Here is a 15,074-nt window from a genome sequence, read left to right on the forward strand (position 1 = left end):
GCAATTCGTTGTGGCCAGAGCCAGGTTATTTCTTCGGGTTGAATGTCGGCCATGCAGCGTAAGACCGCCTGGGTTGTGGTCGGCTGTTGCTGGGGTGGATCATCATCCCGGGCGTGAGGGTTAAAAACAAAGTTAGGGTCGTCAATGTCCGGCAGGCGGGACTTAGGGGCATCGGCTTTGCTGGCCGCTTGGCGTGCAAGGTCAATCAACCATCTGCCGTCCAGGTCTAATCCGTCGGTATCCTTGCAGCGTGCATCTATGACCAAACTGGCTAGGCAAGCTTGCTCCACAAACCGCATCCGCTCGCGGGCGTTATCCAGGTCGATTGTGTCCACAAATACGGACTGGCGATTCTCAAAAATCTCAAGTCGGCGTTTGCCGATTCTATTTAACTTTCCCGCTGTGACTGTGATATTCATGCCACCACCCGCCGCCGCGTTGCGGTCTGTACGGGCATCGGGCCAACTGATATGGCCTGGGGCTGTTCCGCTGGCGTTTCCGGCTCTTGGGTTGTCACAATGGCCCGTGCCAGGGCATGGGAATATCGCCGTAACTGACGCCATTCGGGTGGAAATTGACTCAATAGCAATTCAACCGCCGCCTGTTCATCCCTTAGGGTTCCCACGCGATAGCGGGGTCTCACTGGCCCCTGCTGACCGCGTTCCCGGGCCAAGTCTTGGGCAGCTTCACGCAAAATTGCGCGTGCCTCAATCTCTTGCAAATATGTGTTAAACATTCTATATTTCCTTGTGAAACGCGGCGGACGTGCGCTAACACGTCCACCGCTAAGAGAGGTAAGGTTACAGCGTCGCGGCCACGGGATCATTCCTGTGGCCGTCGGCGTTTGGGGAGAAAATCGCCGGGCATTGCTCTTGAGCCAGCTTGGCTAGCCAGTCCTTGATTACCGCGACGGGGAACATCCGGCATTTGCCAATTTTGGCATGGGGGATGACCCCGCGCTTGCACCAGCGTTCGATTGTCGCGGGGCTGACCGCAATCAGTTCGGCTAGATCGACGGCATCCACCGCCAGCTTTTCGCAATCAACGGCGTTGATCCGCGCTAAGTGCAGTTGCGGATCGCGGACTTGAGAGGGGGTAGCATTCATCGCGCACCCCCTTTGTCCGCCGGGGTGTTCGCGGTTGCCTGGGTGTCGATCCAGGCTTGCAGTTTCGCGGGGCTGTAGAGCGTTCGCCGCCCCACCCGTAGGCAGGGCAACTCCCCCTCTCGGGTCATTTGCCAGAGGGTTTTTGTGCAAATGCTAAGCATTCGCGCCGCTGTCTTGGAATCCACCAAGAGTGGGGGTTGTTCGGGGGCGGGGGATTGCTTGTAAATCGCAACTGCCATCGGTTCACCTGGGGTTTGAGTGCCAGCCCTAAAAATGGGCCGATACTCCAAATCCCCTTGCGCCAACCGATTGCGCCAACCGTGCTTGAGAATGTGCGGGAGTGAAAGCGTAAATTACGGATTGAAAATTTCTAAAAATATTTTCGCTGACAACCGCGCGCCAACCGCGCCAACCAGTTTACAGCCTGATTTTAGGGACTATTCGTCGCTGTCATCGCCGCCAACATAGGGATTGTTTCTTGCCCTATGATTTTGGGGACTGCGCATTTTATCTTTATGGACCTGTATTCGACGGCCTTGGTTTTCGTCATCTTTCCCCGCGCGATTTTTCATCCACCAATCCGTTTTGCCGATAGCCGATCGCGTTACCCCAAACGTATCCGCCAGGGTTTGCATAGTGATTTTGGCGGGGAATTTCAAAATCCTATCAATCGCCCACAGCTTTTGATCGACGGATTTGCTTGTGTCGCTGGCAATCCGCTCAATTTCCACGTATTTGCCCTTGAGAATGCTCCCGCCATAGAGCATGGCAACTTTGGGCGTGCCGCTGGAATCGCTATCGAGGGGCTTAGGCGTGTTTGCCTCCAATCCTGGGTTGCTGGGGGAGTGCCCCGCAATCTCGTTCAACCCGCCCCAGGCTTGCTCAAAATCGCAGCGTAAAAGCGGCCAGTCCAGGCGTAACGTAACCCGTCGCTTATCGTCCAGAATCACATTCCGTAGCGTGTCAAATTCAGCCAAAAGCGTTTTCCACTCATTCCCCCATTCCCTCATCAAACCCCGCAAATCCAATTCACTGACTGCCGCCCCGCACAGACGCTGAAACTCCCCCTGATCCATCCCCCCAAATGCCGCATAGTGGTCTGGCTTAGACTCCGTTGCCGGTTCCTTAATCCAGGCCCCAATCCGGTCAATTTCAGCTTTGAGAAAATCCAAAAATTGCCGTAGTGCTGGCGTTCCGTTCCGTTCCATTGTGGTTCCCTTTTCCCCCGCATCCCGGCCCGCGCTCGCCGCGCGCTCAATTTGCAGAATCCCGGCATAATTCGGCATTTCCCGATACGGCAGCAGCGATTTTCGCATGCCTTCCAGACAACGCTCCGCCGCCATCGCAGAGGACTGTAATTCAGCTTCCTTAGCGGAAACGTGCTCATTCCAGGCTGTCAATATGGCGGACGCCACCTGCGAAACCGCTTGATGGGCGGTCGCAAAGGTTTGGCCACCCAGCATGATGGGTTGTTGGCTGGCGGCCCGCATATCCAGGCAGGCGGTTTGAAAATGGGGCAGATTGCGGCTTTGTCTTAACTTCCCGGCCAAAGACGCTATGCCGGACTTGAGCCGCTCTAGTCGCGGGAATAATGGCTCGCTTTCCAATTCGTCGTCGATTTCCCGAAACGTGTTATCCCCCTGGGACTGATAATACTCCTGCACCTGGGCGTACTCGGGCAAATGCCGGTGAGAGGAGGGTTTTATGAAAAGTGCCTGCAAAAATGCGACATTACTGTGATTCAGCCAAAAATGCACTTGGGCAAATTCTGCAAAACTTCTTTCGGGGAACTGCTCACGCCAATCCATGCGTCTCCTCCTTGGATATTGAGCGATAGTTGCGGAAATAGGCCCTAAATGGCCCCCGCACGGTCCATCAGCTAATTTTATCCCCCCAAAAATTTTAAGTACAGTCACCCAGCCTATCCCGCGCGCACGCGAGGGACGACCCGCCAAACCGCTAAAAACACCGTAAAATGCGGCATTTCATTTGAGAAGGGATTTTTAGGTTTAAGGCCCACGGCATCCCTGCGGTCACGGTTGAAAAAGTATTTAGTTCCCTGCATGGCCCAGTGTTGCCGAAAAAATGGCTATTATCACGTCAGTTCAACTTTCCCCCCGTAGAAAAGGTGTAGGTTGAAACACGCTTCCCGCTAGGTTCCAAGAAATTCTAGGGGCTGGGGTCATCCGCCATCGCCACGCGGCTGAATGACTCAAAAATCCGCTGCCGCGGCAAAGGCCGCCTGTGGCCCTTGGTCCATTCCCGCCCTCACACTCTCTAGCTCTCTGCTTATCAGATCTCAAGGATTTACAACCTCATTGGCTTTTGACCCCCGATTCTAACTGGTACAGACACGAGTTAATGACGGCTCACGCGCAAATTCTATTTGGACGGAAGACCACCATGCCAGCTGATCTAGTTTAGAACTCTTGAAAAAACCTGATTGAAAAATTTACTAAACAAGGGAAAATTAATTACTTGAAAGAAGTGGAAATTTTGATATATTTAGTGTGACTGCTTTCTGTCTCAATGTTAACGATATCGAAGCTGTGACAGCTCTTCTAGCGATTCTAAAGTTTCGTCGGCAGCTTGTACGGGCAACTCCTTAAGTCGTTTTCGGAAACTTAAAAGGCAATAGTAGTGGGAACTTCAGTGAATAGAGATGTTACGACAGTCAAGTTGCACTTTGAAGATTCTGGAGATTGGTACAGTCTACCGGAATGGGCAGAGTATTTTATCGGCATCGGAAAACAATTGGCTTGTGCTGATCAATTAGAAAGCAGGATTGTAACTGCAATTGTCGTTCCTACTCGTGCGTTCGGAGCAGCGTATGTGAGCCTTGGAATGGTTATAAGCGATGCGGCAGCACGTGATTCTTCATCCGCAGCAGCCCACTTTGAAAATCTTCTCGCTCTTGCAGCAGGCACTCCTGTCATCTTCCGCCAAGGTCCTCGCAAGGTGCTAAAGGGCGTGTTGAAAGGAACGGAAGAGTATAATGGTAATCTGCATGTTCGGGTGCAGGTACAGTCTAGAGATCCCCGGACTGGTGGCGGGCTAACATACCTGATTGACAAGTCGCGGGCACTCTTGGTACAACCTGCTAAACATTCCGGTAAACTACCCAAGAAGCAGGGGGGTGAGAACAAACGGTTCGCCAATAGCTTCGTTGACACCCTCTTGGGCGATGCCGACCCGGTACAACTCGGTATACGATCAAAGCTTGTCTGCGCCATCGTGGGAAAGAAGAGTTCGCTTGAATATGAAATCCGTCACACACCCCTCGCCCTACATACCAATGGTAACTGCCAGGCTGAAGGACAATTGCAGGATGTGCTGCGAATAGATCGCTTCGTCAGTGGCGAGCAATCCTACCGCTCCGCGCTTGTACCCGTTGGCTCCAGTCCCCCATCTGGCGACGTTATCAGCAAGGTTGAGATCGGGGTTGTATTCGACGGTGCGGCTGGTTTCCTTAAATGGGGATCAATGTGGCCAGACCGACACCAAGTCATCATACTTGATCGCACCGAACTATATTTCGACGATGCAATTACTGCCATCAATTGTCGGTTCTCGCAAAACCGTGCCGACGCCTCGTCACACCTGCCTGCCGAAGGCGCACTACCCGGTGGTGAAGTCCTCGTTTTTCGGGAGGCGATTCCATGAATTCCGTCTCCATCGGCAGAGCAACAATCGTTTACGAGACCGCTTCCAAGTGTGAGATCACACGTCATTGGGTAGATCATACGGGACTGGCAGATGTTTCACGAGATCTACGGACATTAGTTAAGTCACTTGGAGTAGACGCGGAAGACGAATTCTGGCAGCGGACTCTTGGCCCTGTCCGCCGCTTAGCGTTCGCATTCTGTTCTACACCGCTGCCGTTTGACCACGCCGCCTCAGCTTCATGCATCGAGTGGGACAAACTGCACCGACAGGTGCGGCTTTGCCAGCAACTGTTTCCCGATTCTCACGTAGCACTTGCAAGCCTTGTGGAGCAACTTCAAAGCCTATGCGAGGAGACTTGTTCCCCTTTTACCGAGAACTTAGAATCACTACACAACGCAAGTGGCGGTATATCGGTTATCCTCCGCAATCCCCGAATGAACCAGGCTGTGGCCGCGTACTTTGCCACCAGTACTAGGCTCAGGAACGCCAGGGTGGTTAGTGCGAGACAGTTACGCGAAACGCAGTTCTGCAACTCCCTTGTCGCCATTGGCCCGTGCGGTTGGTTCCCAGAGTATGTGTTCTCTGCACCGCGTGCTTCGCACATCCATGTTGTGTCGTTCCGCTGGATACGCGATCCGTGGAAGCCGGGACCGGTATTTCTCAAGGCCGATGTTTCTGAAGGCGACAAAAACGGCAAACACTTTGTCGGAACAATGCCGCATATCAAGGGCCATGTTGCTCCACCCAGCCAGTCTATGACGGATATTCAACCATTGGACTTGCTCCCGCCCCTGCCGCCATTCGGCAAGGCGGGTTCGCGCATCCCAGGATGGCCCCCAAACACCAGTGTCGGTGATGAGACGCTACCAGCCCGGCTCTGCCACTTGAGCGGTGAACGTGCCGTCTTTGTATCGGCCGAGGAAGGTGCATCCTCCCTCGTTATTGATTCATCAGAGACCGGCGATTCCACGGTAAGGCGCGTGCCCATTGATGAACTGGAGCCGGAACTGAGCTTACTCCTACGCACATCTGGTGGAGGCGATTTCATTGCCCCGCTTGCAGACCGCATTCTCGGAGACCGTGCAGCAGAGCTGCGCACGCAACAGGCCGGATGGAAAGTCCGTTTGGTCGCCGCAGCGCAAGAGCAGTTTGGGGCACTCAACCGCCGCGAACTTGCAGCCCGCGTCGCAGTAAATCTTCGCTCGCATGGGCTTTCCGAAGCCCGCACTGCGAATGTCCACTATTGGATGTCCTCTAAATGCATCCACCCGCGCAAGGAATCAGACTTTGCTGCGATACTTGTCTTCGTCGGTATGGCAGACAGAACGCGGGAACTGTGGGAAGCGATGTTAGAGATTGACCGGGCGCACAAGAGGGCGGGCCAGGCTATTCGGCAAATGCTTTTGCAGAAGATTGCAACATCATCCTTGGAACCGCTAGAAAGGGATGGTGAAATGGCGTTCGATCTCGGAGAGCAGGACGGTGGGACGCTTTCGGCGTTCCAGATCACGGCCATTTCGGAAGAGGAGTTCGAGGTTCCTTCCGACCGCATCGGCGTTCTATTAGATTCGGAGGAATAACCGTGGCCCGCATGATCCCTCCAACCATGGCTGCCTCCTGCCCCAGCCCTGGCGAGCAAGAGATATTCGCTAAGCTTAAGCAAGAAAATGCGGCACGGGAATGGATTGTACTTCACTCGCTAGACATTGCACAGCATCTGCGGCAGGTGTCTGGAGAGGCCGACTTTGTGATCATCGTTCCTGCAATCGGCGTGCTCTGCCTCGAAGTAAAGGCGTGCCGCTCACTCGACATCAAGGATGGGCTGTGGTTTTACGGCCATGATCCGAAGGGTGATCCACGCGGCCCATTCAAACAAGCATCCGAAGCGATGCACAGCCTCCGGCAACAGGTTATTCAAAGCGACGCATCGCTTTCCCGAGTTCCGTTCTGGTCTGCTGTTGCGTTCCCGTATATCGAATTCAAGGTTGCATCCGGAGAGTGGCATCCGTGGCAGGTGATCGATTCGACCCGCTTCAAACAGCAGCCGATGGCGACTCTGGTAGGCGGCATACTGCGCAGTGCGAGATCACATCTAAGTTTGCAGCCAACGGCCAAGTGGTTTCGCGATAGCGACCGCATACCGGATAGCAAGCAGTCGGCCGCGATTGCCAGGATTCTCCGGCCGAATTTTGAATTCACCGAGAAGGCCAGTGATCGCCGCGCGCGCAAGCAAGCGGAAGTCATTCGCTACACCGAAGAGCAGTTCGTTGCGCTAGACACAATGGAGGATAACCCTCGCGTCCTCTTCACAGGTCCGGCAGGGACTGGCAAGACACTCCTCGCTTTGGAAATGGCACGCAGGGCAGCAAGCGCAGGGAAAAGTGTTCTGTTCGTGTGCTTCAACCGTTTGCTCGGCCGATGGCTGTCTTACCACCCTATAGTGCGCAGCGGCCAAATCGCGGCTGGAACACTCCACCAGTACATGGCGGGAATCGCCGACATCAAAGTGCCGGAGGGCGCGGACGAGTCATTTTGGAAGGCCGAGTTACCGGAAGCCGCCCTGTCGAAGCTGCTGGACGGGCACCGGGATGCTGCACGGTTCGATATGGTGGTTGCCGACGAAGTGCAGGACTTGCTCCACCCACAGTACCTCGACGTGCTGGAACTGGTACTCAAGGGTGAGCTTTCAGGCGGTTCGTGGCGAATGTTCGGCGACTTCGAGCGACAGATGCTCTACGGGCAAGACCGCGAACTAGCCGAAGAATTGATCCGCAAGCGGTTAGGGTCGTTTGCTAGAGGAGCGCTCCGCGTGAATTGCCGAAACACCCCTCGCGTTGCGACACTATCCCAGCTCCTCGGCCGCCTCAGACCGAATTACTTGCGCATTCTCCGCCCCGATGACAACATCGAGCCAGCTATTAACTACTACGCCACACCATCACAGCAGCGCAAGGAAATCAGCAATACGCTTGAACGACTTTTCAAAGACTCCTACAGCGGCGATGACATTATTGTCCTTTCGCCGAAGGCCGGGCAGCGGTGCGCGGCGGCTGGTGTGACAGAGAAGCCTTGGTGCGACCAGCTAGCTCCCTTCGAGACGGCTGCGCCCGGCAAGATTCGTTATACGACCATTCAGAGTTTCAAAGGACTAGACGCTCCAGCCATCGTCGTTACCGACGTCGAGCACCTTGATGGCGACACGTTCTCGTCGCTTTTCTACGTTGCGACAACGCGCGCGCTAGAGCGACTCAACATCATCGTGCATGAGACGGTCAAGCCTGACATCATTCATTCGCTGCTCGGCAGCAGATAAGAGTAAAGGGGGAGCAACCGGTGCAAAATATTGAGAATCGTGATGCTGTGCTGCGGGCGCTCCGCGAGGAACTGGTCGGGCCATACCCGCTCGGGCAGGAAATAGACTGCGCACAGGCGATACAACTGGACGACGCCGAGGCTGCGTACCGGCCACACCGCCAGCTCGGTTCCGGTGAGGAGATTCTCCAGCGGGATTCTCCTACGAAGCGTTACGGCGTTGGTGTTCTGTATCCGATGGAGGCACCAGTCGCGCCCGACGAGCTTGATTCTCAGTTACCTCCACCCGATGAAGAAGCTGAACCCGCGCCGCCGGAAAATGCCAGAGAGCCGCTCGCACCTTCTGCCGTGCATGACTGCGAGACGATTGCGGCGCGTGCTGAATATCGTCTCCCGGAGGCCGATTCAGACGACTTCGACCTCTCATCTGCCAATACATACAAACCGAGCAGCATGGCTGTGAGCCTACTGGTACATCTGCCACGAGGAGCTGTACTCGAAGTCGTGGCAAGTGGCGGCCGTTATCGGCTCTTGCCAGTAATGCTCACCGGGCGCGAAAGAGAGTGGTGGCTACGTTCGCTCGTCAGACTCGCGAGCAATTTCCACCGCGAAGATTTCCCCGCAGCAAATGCCTACGTCAATGCTCGCGATCCGGTGCGAGAAAATGTCGCAGACCTTGACGTGCGAATCGAAGTCTTCGCAAGGCCTTACCAGTCTCACCCAGACGAGTATCTCATCACAGTGTGCCTGGTCAACCGCGAGCCAGCTGGTGGCAGGCTGGATTTGCAGTCCTTGTTCCAGTCTCGGATAGAGGTCCGTTTGAAACCCGGCTCTGCCGGAACCATTCTGCCATACCCGACGGCTGAGCCGCTGGACAGCGATGAGCGCTCGCAGGAGCTGCTGTACCGAGACAAGCTCACTTTTGCAGTAGGCCACGGGTGCGCGGCTGACTGGACTCGCAGCGCCCCAACCTCCGCTGAAAGCGTCACCGCCGAATGTCTGCCAGTCTTTGAAACACCGAGCACAACGCCAGACATCCGCTCAAGCAGCGGCCAGCCGCTTATCGCTTCCATGCGAATTTTGGCAGGAATTGAACAAGGCTCCGATGGCACCGAACAACTTGAGGCCATTGTCAGCGAGTACGAAGCATGGATCACGGTGCAGCGCGGGCGCATCCCAAGCCTGAACGCGCGATTGCGAGAAACCGCCGAAGCCCACATGGAGCAATGCTCGGAAGCAGCCCGGCGGATGCGCGATGGATTGTCACTACTTGCAAGTGACCCGCAAATCCGCCGCGCCTTCCAGCTTGCCAACCTCGCAATGGTTACTCAACAAGTGCGGTCGAGGCGAGAGGCCCGCACTGCCACATTCGACCAGGAAGCCTCGATACTTCAATTTGCCGAACCTTATGAGCCGCTCGACCTAAACTCTGTGCGTGCGCGCGGAAGCCAGTGGAGAGCTTTCCAGATCGCATTCATTCTCGCATCTCTCCGTTCCACGGCGGACGCATCAGATGCCGACCGCGAGCGGGTCGAACTTATCTGGTTTCCTACCGGCGGTGGCAAAACTGAAGCGTACCTCGGGTTAGCCGCGTTTAGCATCTTCCTTCGTAGATTGCGCAACCCAGCAGATACCGGACTGCAAACACTGATGAGGTACACGCTCCGTCTCCTAACCGCACAGCAGTTTCAGCGTGCCTCAAGACTGATTTGCGCAATGGAATACGTCCGGCGGCAACATGCCGAGGAATTGGGCGAGGCAGAAATCTCTACGGGCATTTGGCTTGGCGGTTCCACTACTCCAAATTCTCGGGACGAAGCCCGCTCTGTACTCCGCAGCCTGCGAAGTGGAGACGGGCGAGAACAGAACAGATTTGTTTTGGATCGATGCCCGTGGTGCGGTGCCGAGATGGGGCCGGTTAACCTCACCGCTGGCCGTGGGCGCGGTCGCCGGAGCAGTATTCCCCGCGTCATTGGCTACGAGTCCCGCAACAATACCGTCGTCTATGCCTGTCCCGACCGACACTGCGAATTCCACAGGTTGCTCCCGCTATATGTCATCGACGAAGACATTTATGAGAAGCGCCCTGATCTTGTCATCGGCACGGTTGACAAGTTCGCTATGCTCGCTTGGAAGCCGCAGGCGCGCTCACTGTTCGGCATTGCCGAAGATGGGACGAGAGCCTCCTCGCCGCCCGGCCTCATAATTCAGGACGAACTGCATCTCATTTCTGGCCCGCTCGGGTCGATGGTCGGCCTCTATGAGCCGATTATCGAGGAATTGTGTACCGATAGGCGGGGACAACACGCAGCTAAACCAAAGATCGTGAGTTCTACGGCAACCATCCGCAACTTTGTCGAACAGGTGCAGGGCCTGTATGCGAGGGACCGAACGAGCCTGTTTCCACCGTCCGGATTGGATGCCGACGACTCGTTCTTTGCGAGAGTCGCACGGCGGCCCGACGGCACTCTTGAACGCGGCCGTATCTACGTCGGCGTCCATGCTCCCGGTCTTGGTTCGCTCCAAACGGTGCAAGTACGAACATTTTCGGCCTTGCTCCAGGCCCCCCAAACGATGTCGGCTGCCGACCGCGATCCGTGGTGGACGCTATTGCTCTTCTTCAACAGCTTACGCGAACTCGGGACAACGCTCACGCTGTTCCAGTCTGACATTCCAGTTTTGCTCAAAGGTGCGCTCAGGCAGCGCCTTGGCATCAACTTCCAGGATGTGCGGCAACTCAGAAAGATACTTGAACTGACGGGCCGCCTGCCGGGCGACGAGGTGCCAAAAGCCATTTCCGCCCTCGAAATCCCGACCGTCTCGCAGCAAGGGCAACCTGTCGATGTCTGCCTGGCATCCAACATCATCGAAGTAGGGGTCGATATTGACCGGCTTTCGATGATGGCAGTTGTCGGCCAGCCGAAAACAACATCCCAATACATTCAGGTGACGGGGCGCGTCGGCCGCAAATCGGATCGGCCTGGCCTGGTCGTGACAATCTACACCGCGTCGAAACCCCGCGACCGCTCGCATTTCGAGAAGTTCCGCAGTTATCACGAGCGGTTGTACGCGCAGGTGGAACCGACAAGCGTTACTCCATTTTCCCGGCCAGCACTGGACCGAGCCGCCCATGCCGTCATTGCAAGCTATGTGCGGCAACTCGGTGACTCCGATCAAGCCGAAAGCCCTTACCCATTTCCGGCAACTTTGGTTGCCGCCGTGTCGCATATCCTCGAACAGCGCGCAGCTTACGTTGATCCCGATGAACTTGTGGCGCTTCGCAGGATCATCCAACGGCGTGTTGATGAGTGGCAGAGGTGGCAGAGAACACAATGGGATCGCGGGCAAAATACAGAGAACATGCCTCTATTGAGGCCATCCGGCGCTTATGTGACGCCGGAAAAATCTAGGGTCTCATGGGAGACACCGCAGTCTTTGCGAAACGTGGACGCCGAATGCCAGGCCGAAATCACGCAACTCTACATTCTCGGAGAAGAGGAGGCTGGCGATGCCTAGAAGACCAGTACGCCGCGGCCAACTCATCTCACCGTTCGGCCCCGGCGCGATGATGATTCTGCCTGATGGCGTCTCCGTGATCTGCGGTGGACTAGACCACTGGTTCAAGCACGAAACCGGCGGCACAGAGAACATCGACCAGCGGGAGTACCAAGTCGATGAATGGCGGCTTGCTGCGCGCCTCAATGTCGGGCATTTCTATCTGCCACCCGACCACCGGCGGGTGCGTCGCCCCGCTCCCCCGACCAACGGCTACCTCACTGTGCCGTTTCTGCGGTTCCCGCAGTGGCATTACTGCACTCGTTGCGGGTTGATGCGCAAGGTGCCACTCGTGACCAAAGGGCGGATCAAATGCGCGGAATGCGAGGCCCGTGGATGGACAAGGTACATTGTCCAGGTTCCCTTTGTCGCCATGTGCGATGCGGGCCATCTCCAGGACTTCCCGTGGGTCGAGTGGGTATATGAGACCGCAAATCCGCCGCAGAACCAGCTTCCAATGCGGCTCGTTTCGACAGGCGGCATGACACTCGCGGGACAAAAAGTGAAGGTCGATGGCGGCCCTGAGCGGACGCTGGCAGGTATCACCAATGCCAGCCCGGACGGCAACGATACGGACCTGAGCCGCCTGCTTGACAACAGCCGAACGCCCTACCTTTGCCCCGGCCACCGCCCGTGGCTCGGTACCGAGGAAGGTGAAGGTTGCGGCAGGCCATTAAGGGGAACCCTCCGCAGTGCCGCCAACGTCTATTTCGCACAAATCCACAACTCGATTTACCTCCCACGCAGTGACGACACGACCGTGGCAGAGGCCATCTCGCTGCTTGAACAACCGCCGCTGAGCACCTTTCTATCCATTTTCACCAGTGCTGGTGGAAGCCCAACGCCAGCACAGCTTCGGCAACTGTATAGGGAACTCGTTAGCACATTCACTGACCGCCAGCTTGAGCAAGCCATCGCGACCGTGTGCGGCGGTGGTGGGAGACAACAACAGCAGCAAACAGCCGGTGACGATGCCGAAACCGGATTCAGGCGGCAAGAATACGATACATTGGTCGCGGCCGCAGATTTCGACCAACTCGTGCTCAGTCCCGCAGATCTCAGACAATACGCGCCTGACTTTTCACGTTTCTTCTCGCATATCACGCTCGTCCACAAACTAAGGGAAACGCGGGCACTTACTGGCTTTACGCGAGTCTTTGCCGATACTGACCGCGATCTCGCTAGCCAGCAGGCCATGCTCCGACTCGACCCGCCAGATGAAATGTGGCTGCCGGCCTACATGGTCTTTGGAGAAGGCATTTTCTTAACTCTCGATGAGCATCGCTTGCGGCAGTGGGAAGCGCAGCAGGACATTCAAGACCGCGTTGCACCGCTACTTGCCAGGTACTTGGCTCTCAGGCAGGCGCGCCATCTGCGCGACCGCCACATTGGTCCCCGATACATCCTCCTGCATACGCTGGCACACTTACTCATCAACCGCCTAACTTATGAATGCGGCTACAGTTCCGCTGCGCTCAGGGAGAGATTATACGTGTCGGAGAATTCCGCCGCTCCGATGGCGGGCATTCTAATCTACACTGCTGCCGGCGATGCCGAGGGTACGCTCGGAGGGCTGGTGCGAATGGGCAGGCCGGGGAAGTTGGAACCGCTCCTGGACCGCGCGCTTACAGGAGCGCAGTGGTGTTCTGCCGATCCAGTGTGCATGGAAATGGGCCAAAGCGGCGGGCAAGGTCCCGACTCCATGAACCTTGCTGCCTGCCACGGCTGCTGTCTGGTCCCGGAAACCGCCTGCGAAGAATTTAACCGACTGCTCGACCGCGGGCTTCTTATCGGCCCCTTCAGCAACCTCGTTATCGGATTCTTCAATCGAGCCTAGGAGGGCTAGATGATAATTCCAATTTTGTCCTTTTTTACTGGAGGAGGTTTCTTCGATCTCGGGTTCAAGCAGGCGGGGTTTGCGATCTGCTGGACTAATGAGAATTGTCCGGCGTTTGTCGAGGGTTACGCGCACGGTATGTCCGCATGGCTATCATCCTTTAAAAAGACACAAACTACTAAGGCGGATATCTCGAACACCAGCAGCATCTGCGACCTATCCGCGAGGAAGGTGCTCAACGAGGCATTCGATAGCCCGCTCCCCGATGTCTTCGGCATAATCGGCGGCCCACCCTGCCCGGACTTCAGTAACGGCGGCACCCATGCCGGGGGTAATGGAATCAACGGCCAACTTACGACAACCTTTGTGGACATGATCTGCGGCATCAAGCCATCGTTTTTCGTCATAGAGAATGTGGCTGGCCTCTACCGCTTCCACAAGCACCGTAAGTTTTTGCACAAGAAGATTTACCAGTTACAAGAGAATGGCTACGCCGTGGATTACAGAATTCTGAATGCCCTTGAATTCGGAGTGCCACAGGACCGAGAAAGGATTTTTGTTGTCGGTTTCAAGCGCCCACTTGCGCAGAAAGCACTGGGACGAAAGTTGACGGCGGATGAACGGGAGTGGTTCGTGTGGCCTGAGAATGATACCTACAAAGGGGCCAAGTCTCTGCCCTGGCCGAGGGTCTCGCCGTTTGGCAAGGAGCCGAGTTTGCCTGACGACCTCCCCATCGAACTCACCGTTTTCCCGGCACTGCTCGGCAATGGCGACCCAGAGAAAGTTGCGAATGGCTGCGATTTCTTCAATCCTTACTCCGACAAGTTCAAGCAGGTGAAGGAAGGAGATGTGTCCCGCAAGTCATTCAAGAGGCTGCACCGCTACCGGTTTAGCCCGACTGCATGGTATGGCAATCAAGAAGTTCACCTACACCCATGGAAGGCACGCCGATTATCAGTTCGTGAAGCCCTGCGAATCCAGACGGTTCCGGATGAATACGTCTTGCCATCAGACATGACCCTTTCCGCAAAATTCAAAATGACATGCAATGGAGTTCCTTGTATAATGGCAAATCATCTTGCATCAATGGTCCAGATTTTTTTGGAAAACGCGATCAAGTGAGCCTTAATTTGCTTTTTGTTCCCCGCGGGTCATTAGGTTTCAGTATATGAGTTGTTCGAGTGACTGTAATCCCGCCGCCCGAAAAAGGCGTGACACATCTCCCTCTGCTTTTCCCAACTCAGCGTCGGCACAACAGGTCTAAACTGTTTTTCCGCAATAGCGTCCGTCACGCCGCTAGGCGACTATAACTCTAGCAAATGCAACATTGGTAAAAGCAGCACTAGCAAAAGTATCACTGGCAACGGCAAAAGGGGACCTGCAAACATTTCCACCCCACTACAAACCAGCTTACCCAGCTTAACACTCTTTTTCCCATCTCCCGCTAGTTGCTAGTGTGACTCTCCGCGTTATTATTCACCGGGGGTCCGGGGTCAAAAATCCCAAAGGCAGGAATTTGAACCTAGGCACTACCGTTTTTGCCGGGTCCTTCACGGCGATACTAGAAACTGCGGTCGCCCAGAATCGCATCAATACGA

At 55.7% G+C, this 15,074-nt stretch carries 11 protein-coding genes; 6 read left to right on the forward strand and 5 right to left on the reverse strand.

Going from position 1 to position 15,074, the window contains the following annotated elements:
* From SFX18_19915 to SFX18_19935, 5 genes are all read right to left on the reverse strand, one after another.
* On the reverse strand, nucleotides 1-419 hold a 419-nt coding region (locus tag SFX18_19915; GenBank protein ID MDX1965422.1), incomplete at its 3' end, for a hypothetical protein.
* Entirely contained in the window at nucleotides 416-736 is a 321-nt protein-coding gene (locus SFX18_19920; protein ID MDX1965423.1) for a hypothetical protein, read from the reverse strand. The genes SFX18_19915 and SFX18_19920, both read right to left, overlap by 4 nt.
* 64 nt (nucleotides 737-800) lie before the next feature.
* Entirely contained in the window at nucleotides 801-1,106 is a 306-nt protein-coding gene (locus tag SFX18_19925) for a helix-turn-helix domain-containing protein (protein MDX1965424.1), read from the reverse strand.
* On the reverse strand, nucleotides 1,103-1,345 hold the full coding sequence (locus tag SFX18_19930; protein ID MDX1965425.1) for a helix-turn-helix domain-containing protein: 243 nt from the start codon (nucleotides 1,343-1,345) through the stop codon (nucleotides 1,103-1,105). Before SFX18_19930 ends, SFX18_19925 begins: the two co-directional genes overlap by 4 nt.
* A 198-nt stretch (nucleotides 1,346-1,543) precedes the next feature.
* Nucleotides 1,544-2,914: a hypothetical protein gene (locus tag SFX18_19935; protein ID MDX1965426.1), complete on the reverse strand. Its 1,371-nt coding sequence runs from the start codon at nucleotides 2,912-2,914 to the stop codon at nucleotides 1,544-1,546.
* A gap of 871 nt (nucleotides 2,915-3,785) precedes the next feature.
* On the opposite strand from SFX18_19935, the gene SFX18_19940 reads away from it, so the two are divergent.
* Genes SFX18_19940 through SFX18_19965 form a run of 6 tightly spaced genes read left to right on the forward strand, consistent with a single transcriptional unit; the run spans nucleotide 3,786 to nucleotide 14,598 of the window.
* On the forward strand, nucleotides 3,786-4,769 hold the full coding sequence (locus SFX18_19940; protein ID MDX1965427.1) for a hypothetical protein: 984 nt from the start codon (nucleotides 3,786-3,788) through the stop codon (nucleotides 4,767-4,769).
* Nucleotides 4,766-6,352 (forward strand): hypothetical protein, encoded by a 1,587-nt coding sequence (locus tag SFX18_19945; GenBank protein ID MDX1965428.1) that lies wholly within the window; start codon nucleotides 4,766-4,768, stop codon nucleotides 6,350-6,352. Before SFX18_19940 ends, SFX18_19945 begins: the two co-directional genes overlap by 4 nt.
* Nucleotides 6,353-6,363: 11 nt before the next feature.
* Nucleotides 6,364-8,085, forward strand: coding sequence for an NERD domain-containing protein (locus SFX18_19950; GenBank protein MDX1965429.1), 1,722 nt, complete (start codon nucleotides 6,364-6,366; stop codon nucleotides 8,083-8,085).
* Between the two features lie 20 nt (nucleotides 8,086-8,105).
* A complete protein-coding gene (locus tag SFX18_19955; protein ID MDX1965430.1) occupies nucleotides 8,106-11,600 on the forward strand; it encodes a helicase-related protein in 3,495 nt (1,164 codons plus the stop codon).
* Nucleotides 11,593-13,476, forward strand: a complete 1,884-nt coding sequence (locus tag SFX18_19960; protein MDX1965431.1) for a DUF1998 domain-containing protein — start codon at nucleotides 11,593-11,595, stop codon at nucleotides 13,474-13,476. The genes SFX18_19955 and SFX18_19960 overlap by 8 nt, the downstream gene beginning before the upstream one ends.
* Before the next feature lie 9 nt (nucleotides 13,477-13,485).
* Nucleotides 13,486-14,598 (forward strand): DNA cytosine methyltransferase, encoded by a 1,113-nt coding sequence (locus SFX18_19965; GenBank protein ID MDX1965432.1) that lies wholly within the window; start codon nucleotides 13,486-13,488, stop codon nucleotides 14,596-14,598.
* Nucleotides 14,599-15,074: the final 476 nt, after the last annotated feature.

It is taken from the genome of Pirellulales bacterium (assembly GCA_033762255.1).
Taxonomy (GTDB): Bacteria; Planctomycetota; Planctomycetia; order Pirellulales; family JALHPA01; genus JANRLT01.

Coding starts and splice junctions, on each gene's coding strand:
- SFX18_19930 (MDX1965425.1), bottom strand. CDS start 1,345: ATGGCAGTTGCGATTTACAAGCAATCCCCCGCCCCCGAACAACCCCCA.
- SFX18_19965 (MDX1965432.1), top strand. CDS start 13,486: ATGATAATTCCAATTTTGTCCTTTTTTACTGGAGGAGGTTTCTTCGAT.
- SFX18_19945 (MDX1965428.1), top strand. CDS start 4,766: ATGAATTCCGTCTCCATCGGCAGAGCAACAATCGTTTACGAGACCGCT.
- SFX18_19960 (MDX1965431.1), top strand. CDS start 11,593: ATGCCTAGAAGACCAGTACGCCGCGGCCAACTCATCTCACCGTTCGGC.
- SFX18_19920 (MDX1965423.1), bottom strand. CDS start 736: ATGTTTAACACATATTTGCAAGAGATTGAGGCACGCGCAATTTTGCGT.
- SFX18_19925 (MDX1965424.1), bottom strand. CDS start 1,106: ATGAATGCTACCCCCTCTCAAGTCCGCGATCCGCAACTGCACTTAGCG.
- SFX18_19935 (MDX1965426.1), bottom strand. CDS start 2,914: ATGGATTGGCGTGAGCAGTTCCCCGAAAGAAGTTTTGCAGAATTTGCC.
- SFX18_19950 (MDX1965429.1), top strand. CDS start 6,364: ATGATCCCTCCAACCATGGCTGCCTCCTGCCCCAGCCCTGGCGAGCAA.